The organism is Pseudomonas sp. YNh (genome assembly GCF_037993085.1).
Lineage (GTDB): Bacteria > Pseudomonadota > Gammaproteobacteria > Pseudomonadales > Pseudomonadaceae > Aquipseudomonas > Aquipseudomonas putida.
This window is the reverse complement of sequence record NZ_JBBMRJ010000025.1, coordinates 72634-87394: the sequence shown is the minus strand read 5'-3', so window position 1 is coordinate 87394 and position 14761 is coordinate 72634. Positions and strand designations below refer to the sequence as shown.

At 60.1% G+C, this 14761-nt stretch carries 13 protein-coding genes and 3 pseudogenes; 12 read left to right on the top strand and 4 right to left on the bottom strand.

What is annotated here, in order from left to right; genetic code table 11:
• Positions 1-64: 64 nt before the first annotated feature.
• Positions 65-238: pseudogene (locus WF331_RS22205) on the bottom strand (GAF domain-containing sensor histidine kinase); the annotation flags it as partial.
• Between the two features lie 218 nt (positions 239-456).
• On the opposite strand from WF331_RS22205, the pseudogene WF331_RS22200 reads away from it, so the two are divergent.
• Positions 457-648, top strand: a pseudogene (locus WF331_RS22200) (zinc-binding dehydrogenase); the annotation flags it as partial.
• A gap of 123 nt (positions 649-771) precedes the next feature.
• Here the strand turns inward: WF331_RS22200 and WF331_RS22195 are convergent.
• On the bottom strand, positions 772-1740 hold the full coding sequence (locus tag WF331_RS22195) for a LysR family transcriptional regulator (RefSeq protein ID WP_340623293.1): 969 nt from the start codon (positions 1738-1740) through the stop codon (positions 772-774).
• A 113-nt stretch (positions 1741-1853) separates the two neighbouring features.
• Here WF331_RS22195 and WF331_RS22190 point away from each other — a divergent pair, with 113 nt between their 5' ends.
• The 5 genes and pseudogenes from WF331_RS22190 to WF331_RS22170 all read left to right on the top strand — a co-directional run.
• Entirely contained in the window at positions 1854-2213 is a 360-nt protein-coding gene (locus tag WF331_RS22190) for a cupin domain-containing protein (protein WP_041167805.1), read from the top strand.
• A 118-nt stretch (positions 2214-2331) separates the two neighbouring features.
• The gene (locus WF331_RS22185; protein ID WP_016500689.1) at positions 2332-4119 is read left to right on the top strand and encodes a choline dehydrogenase; all 1788 of its coding nucleotides are present in this window, start codon (positions 2332-2334) and stop codon (positions 4117-4119) included.
• Positions 4120-4233: 114 nt separating this feature from the next.
• On the top strand, positions 4234-5697 hold the full coding sequence (locus WF331_RS22180) for a purine-cytosine permease family protein (protein WP_049824900.1): 1464 nt from the start codon (positions 4234-4236) through the stop codon (positions 5695-5697).
• Complete coding sequence (locus WF331_RS22175; protein ID WP_340623292.1) at positions 5694-6812, top strand: class II histone deacetylase; 1119 nt, start codon at positions 5694-5696, stop codon at positions 6810-6812. Before WF331_RS22180 ends, WF331_RS22175 begins: the two co-directional genes overlap by 4 nt.
• A gap of 245 nt (positions 6813-7057) precedes the next feature.
• Positions 7058-7444: pseudogene (locus WF331_RS22170) on the top strand (AraC family transcriptional regulator N-terminal domain-containing protein); the annotation flags it as partial.
• Here the strand turns inward: WF331_RS22170 and WF331_RS22165 are convergent.
• Positions 7424-9013, bottom strand: a complete 1590-nt coding sequence (locus WF331_RS22165; protein ID WP_431357530.1) for an NCS1 family nucleobase:cation symporter-1 — start codon at positions 9011-9013, stop codon at positions 7424-7426. The pseudogene WF331_RS22170 and the gene WF331_RS22165 overlap by 21 nt on opposite strands.
• Before the next feature lie 227 nt (positions 9014-9240).
• Between WF331_RS22165 and WF331_RS22160 the strand changes: the two genes are divergently transcribed.
• From WF331_RS22160 to WF331_RS22135, 6 genes are all read left to right on the top strand, one after another.
• Positions 9241-10275: a L,D-transpeptidase gene (locus WF331_RS22160; RefSeq protein ID WP_284361273.1), complete on the top strand. Its 1035-nt coding sequence runs from the start codon at positions 9241-9243 to the stop codon at positions 10273-10275.
• An 85-nt stretch (positions 10276-10360) separates the two neighbouring features.
• Positions 10361-11077 carry a murein L,D-transpeptidase catalytic domain family protein gene (locus WF331_RS22155; protein WP_284361270.1) on the top strand — a complete coding sequence of 239 codons (717 nt, stop codon included), beginning with the start codon at positions 10361-10363 and terminating at the stop codon, positions 11075-11077.
• Positions 11078-11268: 191 nt separating this feature from the next.
• Positions 11269-12099, top strand: coding sequence for a winged helix-turn-helix domain-containing protein (locus WF331_RS22150; RefSeq protein ID WP_284361267.1), 831 nt, complete (start codon positions 11269-11271; stop codon positions 12097-12099).
• Positions 12066-12557, top strand: a complete 492-nt coding sequence (locus tag WF331_RS22145) for a hypothetical protein (RefSeq protein WP_059396099.1) — start codon at positions 12066-12068, stop codon at positions 12555-12557. The genes WF331_RS22150 and WF331_RS22145 overlap by 34 nt, the downstream gene beginning before the upstream one ends.
• A gap of 198 nt (positions 12558-12755) precedes the next feature.
• Entirely contained in the window at positions 12756-13307 is a 552-nt protein-coding gene (locus tag WF331_RS22140) for a DUF1090 family protein (protein ID WP_158491000.1), read from the top strand.
• A 322-nt stretch (positions 13308-13629) separates the two neighbouring features.
• Positions 13630-13944 (top strand): DUF2388 domain-containing protein, encoded by a 315-nt coding sequence (locus tag WF331_RS22135; protein WP_284361260.1) that lies wholly within the window; start codon positions 13630-13632, stop codon positions 13942-13944.
• 59 nt (positions 13945-14003) lie between these two features.
• Here WF331_RS22135 and WF331_RS22130 read toward each other — a convergent pair whose 3' ends face one another.
• Positions 14004-14708 carry an SDR family oxidoreductase gene (locus WF331_RS22130; RefSeq protein WP_340623291.1) on the bottom strand — a complete coding sequence of 235 codons (705 nt, stop codon included), beginning with the start codon at positions 14706-14708 and terminating at the stop codon, positions 14004-14006.
• Positions 14709-14761 lie beyond the last annotated feature (53 nt).

Sequence of the window (14761 nt, the reverse complement as noted above, 5' to 3'; positions counted from 1 at the left end):
AACCTCTTTCGCCCGCAGGGCGCCTTCGGCTGGTTCAGTTACACCACTTCCCGGGACACGATCATAGAACGGGTTGGCGATGCTGACGAATTTCATGACAAATCGTCGTTTCCAGCACTAACTCGCCGCCAGGTAGCAGCCCAAAATCAATGGAGTCGTCGACGGCGCAAGCCACCCATTTCGTCTCGGTAACACGCGCAATCGCCGCAAAGCGCATGCCGGTAATATGCTTCACCATATTGAGAATAAGCGGCACAGCCTCGATCTTGGCAATCGTACTGATATCGAGTGAAAGGTCAGACGGATAAGGCATCAATGTCGCCGGTTGGATGACTGTCAAATTGGAATTAAAGCGTAAGCGCCCGGTTTTAACAATGAATCTGGGAGCTAGGTAGGTGAACGCCAGCTTGGCCATTTCGCTCGCCATCGACCCACCACAGCTTCGGGTCGATTGCGCTGTTCCGCCAAACCACGATACGTGGCATCGCCTTGGCGCAACGTTCGTCTTTTGATCGCATCAATGCATTCTTGAATGAGCACCAGATCCGTCGCGTTATCGATCAGACCTACTCGTTCAACGACGTACACAAGGCGTTCGAATATCTGGCACGAGATGCATCGGGCAAAGCAGTCCTCAACGTCTTTTGACGCGTTGGAACTCACTTAGGATGCCACGGATCCGAGTGTGATAGACGCGGCATGACCGGATCCTTTGCTTGCTGAATTTTTCCTCCGCAGAGGGCAGGTTCGGGTCGATAGCAGCCCCGACCGCTAACGCCCCATAGCGCAAATCCGTTGACGTTCCATGACCTGAATGCCCTGTTCTGTCAGCGTTTGGCGCACATCCACCTGGTAGCTTTCTATCGCGCCACGCAGCCAGATTTCAAACTTTTGGCTCGCGGGGGAACTTGGCCTTTTGGGTTTGAAGAGGGTGTAGTTCTGCGCGCTAACCAGGCCGAGTGGGTAGGGCACGATCAGCTCACCTGCGCGAATGGCAGGCATGGCCAGGAAGCTGTCGCCGATGGTCAGGCCACCCCCAGATGCCGCGACGGACAGGCACAGGGTGGTTTCGTTGAACATCGTCTGCTGGCGTCGTGCGCCGCCGGGGTCGAGCCGGGTCAGGGCGCACCATTCCTCCCAGATGTCGTAGTTGGCATCGATCAGGTACGGCGCATCGCAAGGCTTGCGGCCTTCGCCTAGGTAGGTCTGGGCGAAGTCGCGGGTGCAGACCAGCAGATCGATCCAGCGGCACAGCTCGGACGCTTCCAGCCCGCCACCGACCTTGGCGCCATGCATGCCATAGAAAATACGGAAGTCGAAATCTTCGTCGAGGCGGAAGGTCGCGTTTTTCTCTGCGGTGATCTCCACGGAAATTCCAGGGTTGGCGACCAGGAATTTTCCGACCTGGCCGGCCAGCCAGCTCGAGGCGAAGTCACGGCATACCAGCACCCTCAGCTGTTCGCCCTGGCGTGCCCGGCGACTGATGGTATCGGTGGTCAGCTGGATCAGCTCGAAGGCTTGTTGCAGGGCCACGAACAGCTCGCGACCGGCCGGTGTCAGGCGGATCACATTGCCGGTACGCAGCAGCAGGGGGCAGCCCATGTCGCTCTCCAGTTGCGCAACCTGCTTGGACACTGCGGGGCGTGTGACATGCAGTTCTTGTGCGGCGCACGAAATGCTGTTGAGCCGGGCAACGGCCTCGAAGGCTCGTAGCGCGGTCAGGGACTGGTGCTTTCTCAAGGAGGTGGCTCCGTAACCTGAGGTGACGCAGGCAGAAATCTTGTCACTTGTCTGCATGGAAGCCCGACCCTAGCCTGACTGTCAATCTCAACACGCAAATCCGAGGCTCCATCATGCTCCTTCCGATCCGTTTTTCTTCCACTGGTCCCGCAGGCTGGCAACAATTGCCGAACCAAGCCCTTGAGCATGCCGAGCTCATCGAAGGCCGGCCGATGGGCCTTGACCATGCCTACTTCAGCCGTGGCGAACCGCCGGTGAAATCGGGTATCTGGCGCTGCGAGCCGTATACCGAGCGCTACGAAAGCTACCCGGCCGACGAGTTCATGGTGGTGCTGGAGGGCGAGGTCACGCTGGAGGCGGAAGGCTTCTGCGAAACCTATACCCAAGGTGACTCCTTCCTGGTGCCCAAGGGCTTTCGTGGCACCTGGCGCCAACCAGTGCCGATGCTCAAGTTCTACGTGATCGTCGGCTAGCCAGCCCAGGCCACGCCGCCACGCCTTCAACCCAACCCAGACCCCGAGCCTTGGGCCGGCATTGCCGCGCGAGGTGGGCGGGTCTGTCTCCAGCTATACGACGGTGGGGATCAGTACCATGTCGAATCCTGAGCAAACAGCGTTTTCCAGCCCGCACGACGAAGGGCGCTATGACTACATCATCGTGGGCGCCGGCGCCGCCGGCTGCGTGTTGGCCAATCGCCTTGGCGAAGACCCTGGTGTGCAGATACTGGTGATCGAAGCCGGTGGCAGTGACAACTCGGTCATCGTGTCGATGCCCGCCGCGCTATCGATCCCAATGAACACCAAGCGCTTCAACTGGGGCATGAAGACCGAGCCGGAGCCTGGCCTGGATGGCCGACAGGTGAACCTGCCCCGTGGCAAGGGGCTTGGCGGCTCCTCGTCGATCAACGGGATGTGCTGGGTGCGCGGCAACCCGATGGATTACGAACTGTGGGAAGCGCTGGGGGCCGAGGGCTGGCGCTGGTCGAACGTGCTTCCTTACTTCCAGCGCCTGGAAAACGTCGAGGGCGGTGGGCTGCTACGCGGGACCCAGGGGCCGATGCGCATCAGCCGGGGGCTTCAGACCAACCCGCTCTACCAGGCCTTCGTCGAAGCCGGCAACGAGGCGGGGTACGCCGTCAGCGACAACATGAACAGTCGCCAGCACGAGGGCTTCGGCCCGATGGAGATGAACGTCGGCGACGGACGTCGCATGAGCGCTGCGCGTGCCTATCTGCGGCCAGCCATCGCCCGCGGCAATGTGCGTGTGATCAAGGGCGGCCTGGTCGACCGGGTGATGTTCGTAGGCCAGCGCGCCAGTGGCGTGGTGTTCTCGGTGGCCGGCAAGCCCGCCAGGGCCATGGCCACGCGGGAGGTGATTCTGTCGGCGGGCGCCATCATGTCCCCGGTGATTCTCAAGCGGTCAGGCATCGGCCCGGCGCAAGAGCTGGCGCAGCATGGCATCGCGGTGATTCACGACGCGCCTGAAGTGGGTGAGAACCTGATGGACCACATGGAACTCTACCTGCAAATGGAGTGCACCCAACCGGTCAGCCTGTTCCCTACCCAGAGCCTGCTGGGCAAGGCCAGGATCGGGATCGAGTGGCTCGCCACCCGGCGCGGGCTCGGGGCGACCAACCACTTCGAGAGCGGCGGACATATTCGTAGCCGGGCGGGTATCGTTTATCCGGACATCCAGTTTCACTTCCTTCCGTTGGCCATCTCCTATGATGGGCAGACGCTTGCCAAAGGGCATGGTTTCCAGGTGCATGTGGGCACCAAGCGCTCCAAGAGCCGGGGTTGGGTCAGGCTGCGTGACGCCCTCCCGCAGAGCATGCCGCGGGTACGCTTCAATTACATGACCCATGCCGATGATTGGGCGGAGTTCAGGGCGTGCGTGCGCCTGACACGGGAGATCTTCGCCCAGCCGGCCTTCGCGCCCTATCGGGGCCGGGAACTGGCGCCAGGCGCGGCGGTGCAGGACGATGCCGCCATCGATGCGTTTCTCAAGCAGAAGCTCGAAAGCGCCTACCACCCTTGCGGTACCTGCCGCATGGGCAGCGACGCCGCCGCGGTGACCTTCCCGGATGGCCGGGTACGCGGGGTCGACGGGCTGCGTGTGGTGGACGCCTCGCTGATGCCGGCAGCCACCGCTGGCGACTTGCAGGCACCCACCCTGGTGCTGGCCGAGCGATTGTCCGACCTGATCCGAGGTCGTCACCTGCCCGAGGCGCAAGGGGCCGCGTTGTTGGCCGATCCGCAATGGGCCACCCGGCAGCGCGGGCCTGATATCTCCCGCGACTATGCCCGTGAACGCGACCGGTTGGCCGCCGCGCTGCTGGCCAATGCCAAGGGGCAACCGCTGCCGATGGGCGCCGGTTGACTCAAGGCACCTGGCCCATAACCGGCATCGACCTGTAAGGGAGACCAACGAGCGCTCGATAAATGCAGCATCAATGATGCACCCCTGATCAATCTCACCCAGGAAAACAAGAAAATGAGAATGACATCCAATGGGCAAAGTGCCTCGGTGAAACCCGCGATCGCGCGGGGCCGGTCCGACGGTGCGGAACGGCGCTCCGTAGATTTCGTGCCGGTGTCTGAGCGTCACGGCAGCGTGCGACATCTCGGTGCGGTGTGGATCGTTGCCAACATCAACCTGACCGCAATGGCGACCGGCGTCACGACACTGGCGCTGGGTGGGCCACTGTTCTGGACGTTGGTCGCGACCGTGTGCGGCTCGCTGTTCGGCACGCTTTTCATGGCGCTGCATTCCTCGCAGGGGCCGCACTTGGGCCTTCCGCAGCTGGTTCAGTCCCGAGCGCAGTTCGGCTTCTTCGGCGCCGCGATCACGGTATGGGTCTTCGCCCTCGTCAACTACTTCAACTACAACGTCGCCGACGCGATCCTGGCGGGGTCAAGCCTGCATTTTCTTCTGGGGATTCCAACCGCCTGGGGGTTCCCGATCGCAGTACTGTTTGCCGGCACACTGGCGTTGTATGGCTACCGCTGGATCCACCGGGTCAACCGTTTCCTGGTCGTTCCGCTGGGTCTGACGATCGTGGTGCTGACCTTCGCCGCTGTGGCACGCAGCACGATTCCTGCGGGTGTGTTCGAGCCTGGCCCTGTCGAATGGCATGCCTTCGCCACCACCTTCGTCATCGTGGCGGGCTTCCAGCTTGGCTGGGCGCCCTACGTGTCCGACTACTCCCGCTACCTGGCCCCCAGCGTTTCCACGCGCTCGTCGTTCCTGTGGACCTACCTGCCGTCGGCGATCTCGGCGCTCTGGGTGATCGGCCTGGGCTCCTTGCTCGCGGCGGCCACGCCCGGCGCCACAGTCATCATGGCGATCGCGCACGGTGGCGATAGCCTGTTCCCAGGGGGCGGGCACCTTGCGGTCGCGCTGCTGTTCCTCGGCCTGCTGGTGGTGATGGCGCTCAATGCCTATGGCGGCAGCCTGACCCTGATCTCGATCGTCGACTGCTTCCGCCGGGTGCGGCCGTCGCTGGCCATGCGAGCCGTCACGATCGTTGCGATGACGCTGTCGGTCTGGGTTGTCGCGGCAATGGTCGGAGAGGACCGATTCAACGTGTTCTACGGAAACGTCCTGGTATTCCTTGCCTACCTGTTCACACCCTGGACGGCCATCAACCTGGTGGACTTCTACCTCGTGCGCAAGGGGTGCTACTCGATCCGCGAACTGTTCAACCCCGCGGGGATTTATGGGCGATGGGGATGGCAAGGCAATGTCGCCTACCTCGGCGCGCTGGTGGTGATGGTCCCGTTCTTCGTCACGGCGCCCTATACCGGATGGATCGCACGGCAAATGGGGGATATCGACCTCTCGATGTTTATAGGTCTGGTGGCTGCCAGCGCATTTTATCTTCTTACTTCTCGAACCCTTGATCTGGGCAACGAACGTCGCCTGGTGGAAAAGGAACAACAGGTCAGCGAGCGATGAACATGAAAACAACCGGCTGGATTTGGGACGAACGCTTTACCACTCACGATACCCGGGCCTGGAGCCTGCCTTGGCAGGAGCCGATCGACCATCCCGAGAAGGGCGATACCAAGCGCCGCTTCGCAAGTCTGGTCACGCGCAGCGGCCTTGAGCAGCAGCTTGTTTCGCTGCCCTTCAGCCCGGCGTCGCAGGCCGACCTGCTGCGGGTGCACACGCCGGCGTATGTCGATCGGATCCTGAATCCGACCGGCCCGGCCTGGAGCGATGCGGGCGATGGTGAGACGCCTGTGGGGCCTGGTTCGGCGGACGTCGCCAGGCTCGCGGCAGGTGCTGTGATCGCGGCGTGCGAAGCGGTCGTGACGGGTGCCGTGAGCAATGCCTACGCACTCATTCGCCCGCCAGGGCACCATGCGGTTGCCGACCAGGGTATGGGTTATTGCATCTTCCACAACACCGCGGTCGGCATCCGCCATCTCCAGCACACTGGCGCGGTGGCACGTGTCGCGATCATCGATTGGGATGTTCATCATGGCAACGGGACCGAGACCCTCTTCTACGACGACCCGTCGGTGTTGACGATCTCCCTTCACCAGGACGGTCTCTACCCCATCGGGCGGGGGAAGGTTGACGACATCGGCGCAGGCGCAGGCATCGGCGCCAACCTCAACATCCCGCTTCCGGCAGGATCTGGGCGAGGAGCATACGTGGGTGCGTTCGAGCGTGTGGTCATCCCTGCGATCCGCCGCTTCGGGCCGGACCTCATCGTGATCGCGAGCGGCTTCGACTCGGCGGCAATGGACCCCTTCGGGCGCCAGCTGCTGCACTCTGAGGCCTATCGTGAGCTGACGACACTGGTGATGCGCCTGGCCGATGAGGTGTGCAAATCGCGGGTTGTGGCCGTACACGAGGGCGGCTACGACCCGCTCATGGGGCCGTTCTGCGGGCTCGCCGTGGTCGAGACTCTTGCCGGGCGACGCACGGCCGTCGAGGACCCTTGGATCGGCACGGTCGTGAACCTGCCGGAGCAAGCCTTGTTGCCCCACCATGACGCGGCAATACGCGCGTGCGAGCCACTTCTGGCGGGAGTTCCGGCTGGTTGCGAACCTGCCCGATGAGACTGAGCGCAGGTGCCTGAAGTAGGACCAACGGATGTGTCATCACCCCTGCATGAGATCATGCAGGGGTGATGTTCCATAGCGAGGTTCCGCTCCCCAAAATCAAAATGACGCGGCGTGGCATCAGGCGTTGCAACGAGTTCGCCATCGACCCTGGCGAGCACGCCTGCGCCGATGATTTCGCTGACGCTCATGGCCGACCCTCGGGACATCGAGCCTGGCACTTGACGCGCGATGCTCAGTGCGAACGGATGGACGCCTGGGTACGTATGCTGCGCCTGATGGACAAGCCTGAAGAGATAGCGGCCCTTGCCCGCGTCTATGAGTGCGAGATTCTGTACCGCGTGTTGCAAGGCCCGCATGGCTGGATGCTGGGGGAGATAGCCGCGCCGGATACAGCCCTGGCGAGGGTAAGCCAGGCTATTCAGTTCATACGCCGTGACTTTGCGCAGGCGATCAGAGTTGAAGAGCTTGCGCAGCGGGCGGCCATGAGTGTTTCGGCGTTCCACCGGCACTTCAAAGCTGTCACCAACCTGAGCCCGTTACAAAAAGTGCGCTGTGACCGTCTGCTTTGGTCGAAAGCAGCCACACGTGGCTGCTTCCAATCCCGGTCAGTGCTGCGCGCTATCTACCGCAATGCTTTCGCCGGACACTTCCTGGTACCTGGCGCTGCGATTGGCAATGGCGTAATGAATCAACCCGCCCAAACCAGCCCCGAAGAACCAGGAGAACTGCGACAGCGTCTCGAACGCTGGCACCAGCGCCAGCACGATGGCGATCAGCGCAGCGGGGATAAACGCCGCGACGGCGCGCAGGTTGACCCCGCCGCTGTAGTGGTAGGCGGCCTCCGGGCTTTCGCTATACAGCTGCGGCAGGTTCACTCGGCTGCGCCGTATCAGGTAGTAATCGGTGACGATGATGCCGTACAGAGGGCCGAGCAGGGCGCCCAGGCCGCCGAGGAAATACACGATCACGGACGGGCTGTTGTACAAGTGCCAGGGCAGGATAACCACCGCGATGGCGGCGCTTAGCAAGCCTGCGCGGCGGAAGTTCAGCAGGTTCGGTGCCAGGTTGGCGAGCACGTAGGCCGGGGCGACGAAGTTGGCCATGATGTTCACTGCCACGGTGACGATCAGGAAGGCCAGGCAGGCCAGTACCAGGCCGGCGGTGTTGGGGATGGCGGCGACGATTTCGGTCGGGCCCTGCACCAGCTTGCCGTCGATGCTGAACTGCGCACCGGCCAGCACCACGGCGATCAGCGCGAAGCCGAGCATGTTCACCGGCAGGCCCCAGAAGTTGCCCACGCTGATGGTGCGCCGGTCCGGGCAGTTACGGGTAAAGTCGCAGAAATTGAGAATCATGGTGCCGTACAGCGAGACCCATAACGCGGCGCCGCCGAGCACCTTCAGCCACAGTGTGGAGCCGGTTGGCGCGTTGCCGCTCGACCAGGCAATCGACAGGCCGCTGCGCCAGTACATCCAGCCCGCCAGGCAGGCGAAAGCGACCAGGATGATCGGCCCGGTGATGGACTCGAAGCGGCGCACCATCTCCATGCCGTAGGCGAAGATCGCCACCTGCACGCACCAGATGCCGAGGAAGGTGAGCCAGCCCAGCGTCGACAGGCCGAGGATCGCGTTCTGGTCATAGGCCTTGAGGTCTGGAGCGATGGCGGTCAGCAGCACGCGCAGGACAACCGAGGCGAGGTAGGTCTGGATGCCGAACCAGGCGATGGCGATCACCGCGCGGATCAGTGCCGGGATCTGCGCCCCATGAATACCGAAGCTGATCCGGCACAGGACAGGGTAGGGCAGGCCGGTCTTCTGGCCCATGTAACCGGACAGGTTCATCAGGCCGTAGATCACCAGTGCGCCGAGCGCGAAGGCGCAGAGGATCTGCGCGCCGCTCATGCCCAGGGCGAACAGGCCGATGGCGAATGAATAGTTGGCGATGTTATGCACATCGTTGGTCCACAGCGCAAACAGGCTGTAGCGCCCCCAGGTGCGATTTGCCGCGCGGGTCGGTGCAAGGTCGGCACTATACAGGCGCGGGCTCAACGCCAGCGGGCCGGGCCCAGCCGTATCAGCGGGGAGAGCATCGAGCTGGTCAACATCGGAACGTGAAATCGACGCCATCGGGACTCCGTGATGGTTGTGTACTTTTATTTTTGAATTTGTATACAAACAAGAATCATACCAACCCATGCGTATGGCCAGATCTAGGGTTCCAGCGCCTTCATCTGGCAAGTTCCATGGCGTGCGCTGCGCTTTTAAGTGGGAATTTTGTGCACATCTACTGTGCACAGTTGTTACCACCAAGGCCCGGTCTGGTCGCGTGGTACTCCGACAGCCTGGGCCGGTGCGTTCAACGTGTGGCTTTGCGGGTCAAGTTCCGACTAAGCTGGCGGCAGGGTTCTTTGGGGGGCAATAGGATGTTGCATGTAACGCTCGGACTGGGTCTGTTACTCAGCGCTGCCTTGGTCGAAGCGGCTCCATTGCAGGTGCCCACCCCGGCCGCACTCAGGAGCCAGCTTGAAAGCCTCAAGCCTGGCCAGTTTCTCTGGTACCCGCAGGTCTCGCCCGTGGGGCCGGTGACCGTAGTGGTCAGCCTTACCGAGCAACGTGCCTACGTTTATCGCAATGGCATTGCCATTGGTGTCAGCACCGTGAGCAGCGGCAAGGCAGGGCGGGAAACCCCCACCGGGGTATTCAGCATTCTGCAGAAGAAGGTCGAGCATAAGTCCAGCCTCTACAACAGCGCACCGATGCCCTACATGGAGCGCCTGACGTGGGACGGCATTGCCCTGCACGCAGGCCATCTACCGGGGTACCCCGCCTCGCATGGTTGCGTGCGCCTGCCGATGGACTTTGCCAAGAAGCTGTACGAAGTCACCGGTTTCAGTTCGACCACCGTTATCGTTTCCGATACCAGCAGTGCCCCGGTGGAGGTCTACCACCCCGGCGTGCTGGCGCCCACGGTCAGCGATGGCAAGGCCCAAGGCCCGCTGATGCTGAGCAACCAGCAATTCTGGAACGACCCAGACCCCACGGCAGGGCCCCTGTCTATCCTGATCAGCCGCGCCGACTTGCGTGCCTACGTGTATCGCGGTGGCCAGTTGGTCGGCTCGGCGCCAGCACTTTCGCCTGAAGGCAGCCAGCATCGCAGTGGCATGGCCGTGTATTCCCTGCTGCAAAAACCATCCGCCCTGGCACTCGATGGCGCACTACCCTTACGGTGGTCGGTGGTGGGCCTGAGCAACCCGGAGTACGGGAATACCCCCTATGAACAACTGGGGCAACTGAACATCAACCCGGAGTTTCGCCGCCATTTACGCACGGCGATGGACGTCGGCACGATGCTGGTGATCACCGACTGGGCGTCGACCCGGGAAACCCGCACCGAAGGAAAATTCACGGTGATCAGCACCGAAAGCAGTGAAGAATCTAAACCATTGGTCAAGAAGTGATCGGCTTTCCTGAGGTAATCAAGCAAAGTAGCCGCTTTTGGCTGCAAACAAGGCAAGAAAAGACAGGTTTTCAACAGGGTATTCCATGTCGATGTTCGAACCATTGCGGGGAGCCTTTCGGCTCTCAGCGGCCAGTATTGGCCTGTTTTTCCTCAGCGCCTGGCATGCTGCCCACGCGCAACCCCTGCCTAGCGCTGCCGAGCTGCAGCAGTTGGCGCCTAACGCCAGCCTTTCGACCCTGGCCCTGGCACTCACCGCCTACGCGTGCGCCAGTCACAGCGACGCGGAGAAGTTGCTGACGGTGATCGATTACTCCAAGGCTTCGCGTGACAAACGCCTGTGGGTGTTCGACCTGCGCGCCAGGAAGCTGTTGTTCGAGGAGTGGGTCGCCCATGGCAAGAACAGCGGCGCTGATGTGCCGACCACCTTCTCCAACGCGCCGAACAGCTACCAGTCCTCCATCGGCCTGTATGAAACCGGTCAGACCTACAGCGGCAAGCACGGCCGCTCGCTGCGCCTGCAGGGGCTTGAGCCGGGGTTTAACGACAACAGCATGTCGCGGGCGATCGTGATGCATGCCGCTGCGTATGCCGACCCCAAGGTGGTGCCCGGCCTCGGGCGCCTGGGGCGCAGCCAGGGCTGCCCAGCCGTGCGGCCAGCAATTGCCGGCAAGTTGATCGAAACGCTGCAACGCGGCAGCTACGTGTTTGCCTATTACCCGCAGCAAAACTGGCTGAAAACATCGCGTTTTCTTAACGCCCAGAGCTGCCCGCTGGCCAATCAGTCGGTCGCCAGTAAATAGGGCCTTTGCTGCGTGCCTCGGGTCAGGTCAGGTCGCGCTTTTGACCTGCTGGCCATCAAGCCGTCGCTAGCCATATTGGCTGGTTGTGAAGTCAGTGATGATATTATGCGTCGCGCAGCGGGACAGTGGCGGCTGGCTAGCCGGAAGGTTGTCATTGTGCTGGCGCAAGTCATTGGCCGTGGAGGGTATTGATGGAGGTCTGTTACGACGCGGAACGGATGACGCTGAGTTGTGCTCAGTTATCAACAACTTTAGGCAGTAACGAAAGCGATATGTTGCTTGCCCTGATAGCAGGCATTACTGATAAAGAGGCGATAATTTCCCAGGTATGGGGTGGCCGGGGCTTGGTTGTCTCTGACAGCAGTTATTACAAGACAGTGCATGCGCTTCGTTCGAAGCTTGTTGATGTTGGTGTGCCTCGAGACAGTTTGAAAACATTGCCTAAGCGCGGTTTGATACTTCTGTGTGAAATCACCATGGTTTCCGCGGGCGCTGCAGTTGAACGGGACATGCCATTGCACCTCGCGCAAGTCAGGCCTCCAGCATCAACAGGCGCCAGTGAGCAACCCTTTGGCAATGACAGCAAGCAAACCGGCTCAAGTGAGGCTGCATCTGGCAAGGCGGAGCTCGCTGAAGAAAGGCAGACCTCTGTTATTGCCCCGCTTCCATTGCGTGACGGATGGACAAGAAGAAATAGCCACTTGTTTTTGCCGGCTCTCGCCTTTCTAGGTGCGTTGCTCCCTGTTATCTATGCTTACCTCATGTTTCACAAACCGCCGGACCTGGAGGCCTGGAAGCGTGTATGGGAAGGGCAAGGTGCAGCGCTGTACGTCGAGCAGAGTGAAAGTATGTCCAAGGATGATGTATTAACAGCGATGGCCGGGTTCGAGCCGGCGTTAGTATTGAAAGACAGCAATTATTATGTCCGCAAGCCCCTCAGTCAATTACTCATAAGCTGTGTAAAGCCTGAAAGCCACGGGGAGGCGTTGTGCGTAAATTATCTGCGCGTTGGCAAAAAGTGATTGGCCTTACGTCACTTCTCTCGGTATTGATCTTTGCAGGGTTGATAAGCAGGTATGCGGTATCGGTATACAGAGATATTCCTCGGGCCCCGTGCAGTGCCTCCATTGACTTTGTCCACGTGGAAGAGGGGGAGGGGCTTTGGCGTGGCGTTGGAGATATGACGATCGACCCCAATGAAGGTGCGATTTATGTCTATTACCATGTGATAACCCCGCACGGTGTGAAATATTTGTACGACAGACGCTTCGAGTTGTCGATGACGCACCTGGATACCTCGCGGTATCTCTTCAAGACACGTTCTGTTTCAACATTCGATGGCGATACGGCGGGAAGTAATATTCCATTCATGGCCCGTGGTTTTCAAGGGGGCATCATGACCTTCAATGCGTTCTCGGATTTTGAGTACTACTTTAATGTGAATAACCTGGTGGTGGGGGTATGCCACGTGCCGCGGTAGTGAATGTCGCGCTGCTCGGGCAGGTCTCGGCCGATGCTCGAGGGCTACGGTTATCAGGGCAGGGTAGTCGGTGTACAGGCGTTTGGTAAGAAAAAGTAAGGGCCAGGCGCCTGTTGAGATGGATAAGTAAGGCCAAGTAAGGTTGAAGTAAAGCCGGTCGCGTCATCGCGAGGTACTGTGCTGCTCAGGTTGAGCATGGTGCTCGATGGTCTGTACGTTCAAGTACTGATGGCAGCGCAGGTCTTGTTGGCGTTGCTGTGCGATGTGGCAAATTTCAGGTTTACAAGGCTTTCAGGTATGCACGGGCGAAGTGTTGTTGGCAAGTATTTAGAAGGGTGTCCGTACAGGAAACACGCGCTGGGTATTCGTAGCGTGGGGGTAGCGCCTTTTTTATTGGGTGTATTCGCTGTGTTTGCAGTGTGTGACCTGTCTTTGGCCGAAGATAGAAAGAGCTGTGAACAGCGCAGGGACGAGATTGCTCACGAAAGGGAACAGGCAATACGGTATGGGAATATATACCAGCAGAGAGGGTTGGAAGCTGCGTTGTCCCGGGTTCAGCGTTACTGTCGTGATGATGAGCCGAGCCCAAAAGAAGAACAATTGTCTCGTGCACTGAAAGATGTTCACCGCAGGGAGGACCAGCTGGAAGCTGCGATAGAGTCCGGGTCTGCCAGAATGATTGAAAGATACAAAAGAAAACTGGAGCAAGCGCAGGAGCGACTGCGTAGCGTTTCAGGGGAAGAAAAGTAGTTGCATTTTTTAGTGAGCGATGATCACTGGGGCGTTTGATGAAGTCATTGATGTGTATGTGCCCGCTTTTATTTTCCTTTCTTGTTTCCGGTTGTACCTCGAGTGATTGGATTGAGGTGGCGGGCGGTGTCATGCAAGGGCGTGACGATTACAGTAAATCTCAGCGTGCTGAGCGCTTGAAGCGTGCTAATAATGCTGCGATGCGTATGAAGGGGAGAAACGTTGTTGAGTAATGCAATTAAATGGCTCGCGGGTGAGTGTAGTGAAGCGAAGGGTTGACGACGCTAACACTACTTCGGGTATTTTCCATTCAGGTTTAGTAATGCGCTATATATTTTCCTTGTCCATCTGTTGTTTTTTGGTTTTTTCCAGTCCTGCGATGGCGATGAATGATTTCTGGGCCGAAACCCTCATCTCCAGCACGAGCACTGCAACCACCTACTTGACCTCGCGAGATAGAAAGCTGATAGCAGCAACCCGAGATGATGCCAGCAGCTTTGTTGCGAGCGATGGCAATATCAAGGGGGTTTACCTTGAAGCTGCGATGGATAAATTTCGACAATCCCATCCGGACATAGCTGTCAGTGACATGGCCTTGGCTCAATTCATACTGGCCTACGAGCAGGATTACCCTTGAAGAACACCCATGTTGCATGAACCGAAGGCCGCAGCAGCGCACACTGCGTCCACAGGCAATTACACGCTGCGCGTCAGGCCGCCGTCTACCTTGATGTTCTGCCCGGTGATGTAGGCAGCGCCTTCGCTGGCCAGAAACGCGATGGTGGCGGCGATTTCCTCGCTGGTGCCATAGCGTTTGAGCGGCACGCTGTCGCGGCGTTGTTCGGTGGCCGGCAGGCTGTCGATCCAGCCGGGGAGCACGTTGTTGATGCGCACGTTATCCCCGGCAAAAGTGTCGGCGAAGATCTTGGTGAATGCGGCCAGGCCCGAGCGGAATACAGCGGATGTCGGGAACAGCTCATTCGGCTCGAACGCCCAGGCGGTGGAAATGTTGATGATCACGCCACCCTTCTGGCGTTGCATGTAAGGCGTTACCAGGCGAGTAGGGCGAATGACATTCAGTAGGTAGGTGTCCATGCCCTTGTGCCAGTCCTCGTCGCTGATATCCAGGATCGGTGCGCGCGGACCATGGCCGGCGCTGTTGACCAGCACGTCGACGCGGCCCCACTTTTCCACCACGGCGTCGACCAGGCGTTTCAGGTCATCAACTGACTGGTTGCTGCCGGTTACGCCAATGCCGCCAAGCTCGGCAGCCAGTGCTTCGCCCTTGCCCGAAGAGGAAAGGATGCCAACCTTGAAGCCGTCAGCGGCCAGGCGCCGTGCTGCTGCCGCGCCCATACCACTACCACCGGCCGTGATAATCGCTACTTTTTCTACTGACATGCTGCCTCCAACGTTAACGGCTGATTGCTTAGGTGCAACCACCTTAGCAGCAG

What these genes read in the sequence shown, in the direction of transcription:
- WF331_RS22180 (WP_049824900.1), top strand. Translation starts at nt 4,234, where the DNA reads ATGAGAATGACATCCAATGGGCAAAGTGCCTCGGTGAAACCCGCGATC.
- WF331_RS22155 (WP_284361270.1), top strand. Translation starts at nt 10,361, where the DNA reads ATGTCGATGTTCGAACCATTGCGGGGAGCCTTTCGGCTCTCAGCGGCC.
- WF331_RS22190 (WP_041167805.1), top strand. Translation starts at nt 1,854, where the DNA reads ATGCTCCTTCCGATCCGTTTTTCTTCCACTGGTCCCGCAGGCTGGCAA.
- WF331_RS22175 (WP_340623292.1), top strand. Translation starts at nt 5,694, where the DNA reads ATGAACATGAAAACAACCGGCTGGATTTGGGACGAACGCTTTACCACT.
- WF331_RS22160 (WP_284361273.1), top strand. Translation starts at nt 9,241, where the DNA reads ATGTTGCATGTAACGCTCGGACTGGGTCTGTTACTCAGCGCTGCCTTG.
- WF331_RS22150 (WP_284361267.1), top strand. Translation starts at nt 11,269, where the DNA reads ATGGAGGTCTGTTACGACGCGGAACGGATGACGCTGAGTTGTGCTCAG.
- WF331_RS22185 (WP_016500689.1), top strand. Translation starts at nt 2,332, where the DNA reads ATGTCGAATCCTGAGCAAACAGCGTTTTCCAGCCCGCACGACGAAGGG.
- WF331_RS22130 (WP_340623291.1), bottom strand. Translation starts at nt 14,708, where the DNA reads ATGTCAGTAGAAAAAGTAGCGATTATCACGGCCGGTGGTAGTGGTATG.
- WF331_RS22165 (WP_431357530.1), bottom strand. Translation starts at nt 9,013, where the DNA reads ATGGGTTGGTATGATTCTTGTTTGTATACAAATTCAAAAATAAAAGTA.
- WF331_RS22135 (WP_284361260.1), top strand. Translation starts at nt 13,630, where the DNA reads ATGCGCTATATATTTTCCTTGTCCATCTGTTGTTTTTTGGTTTTTTCC.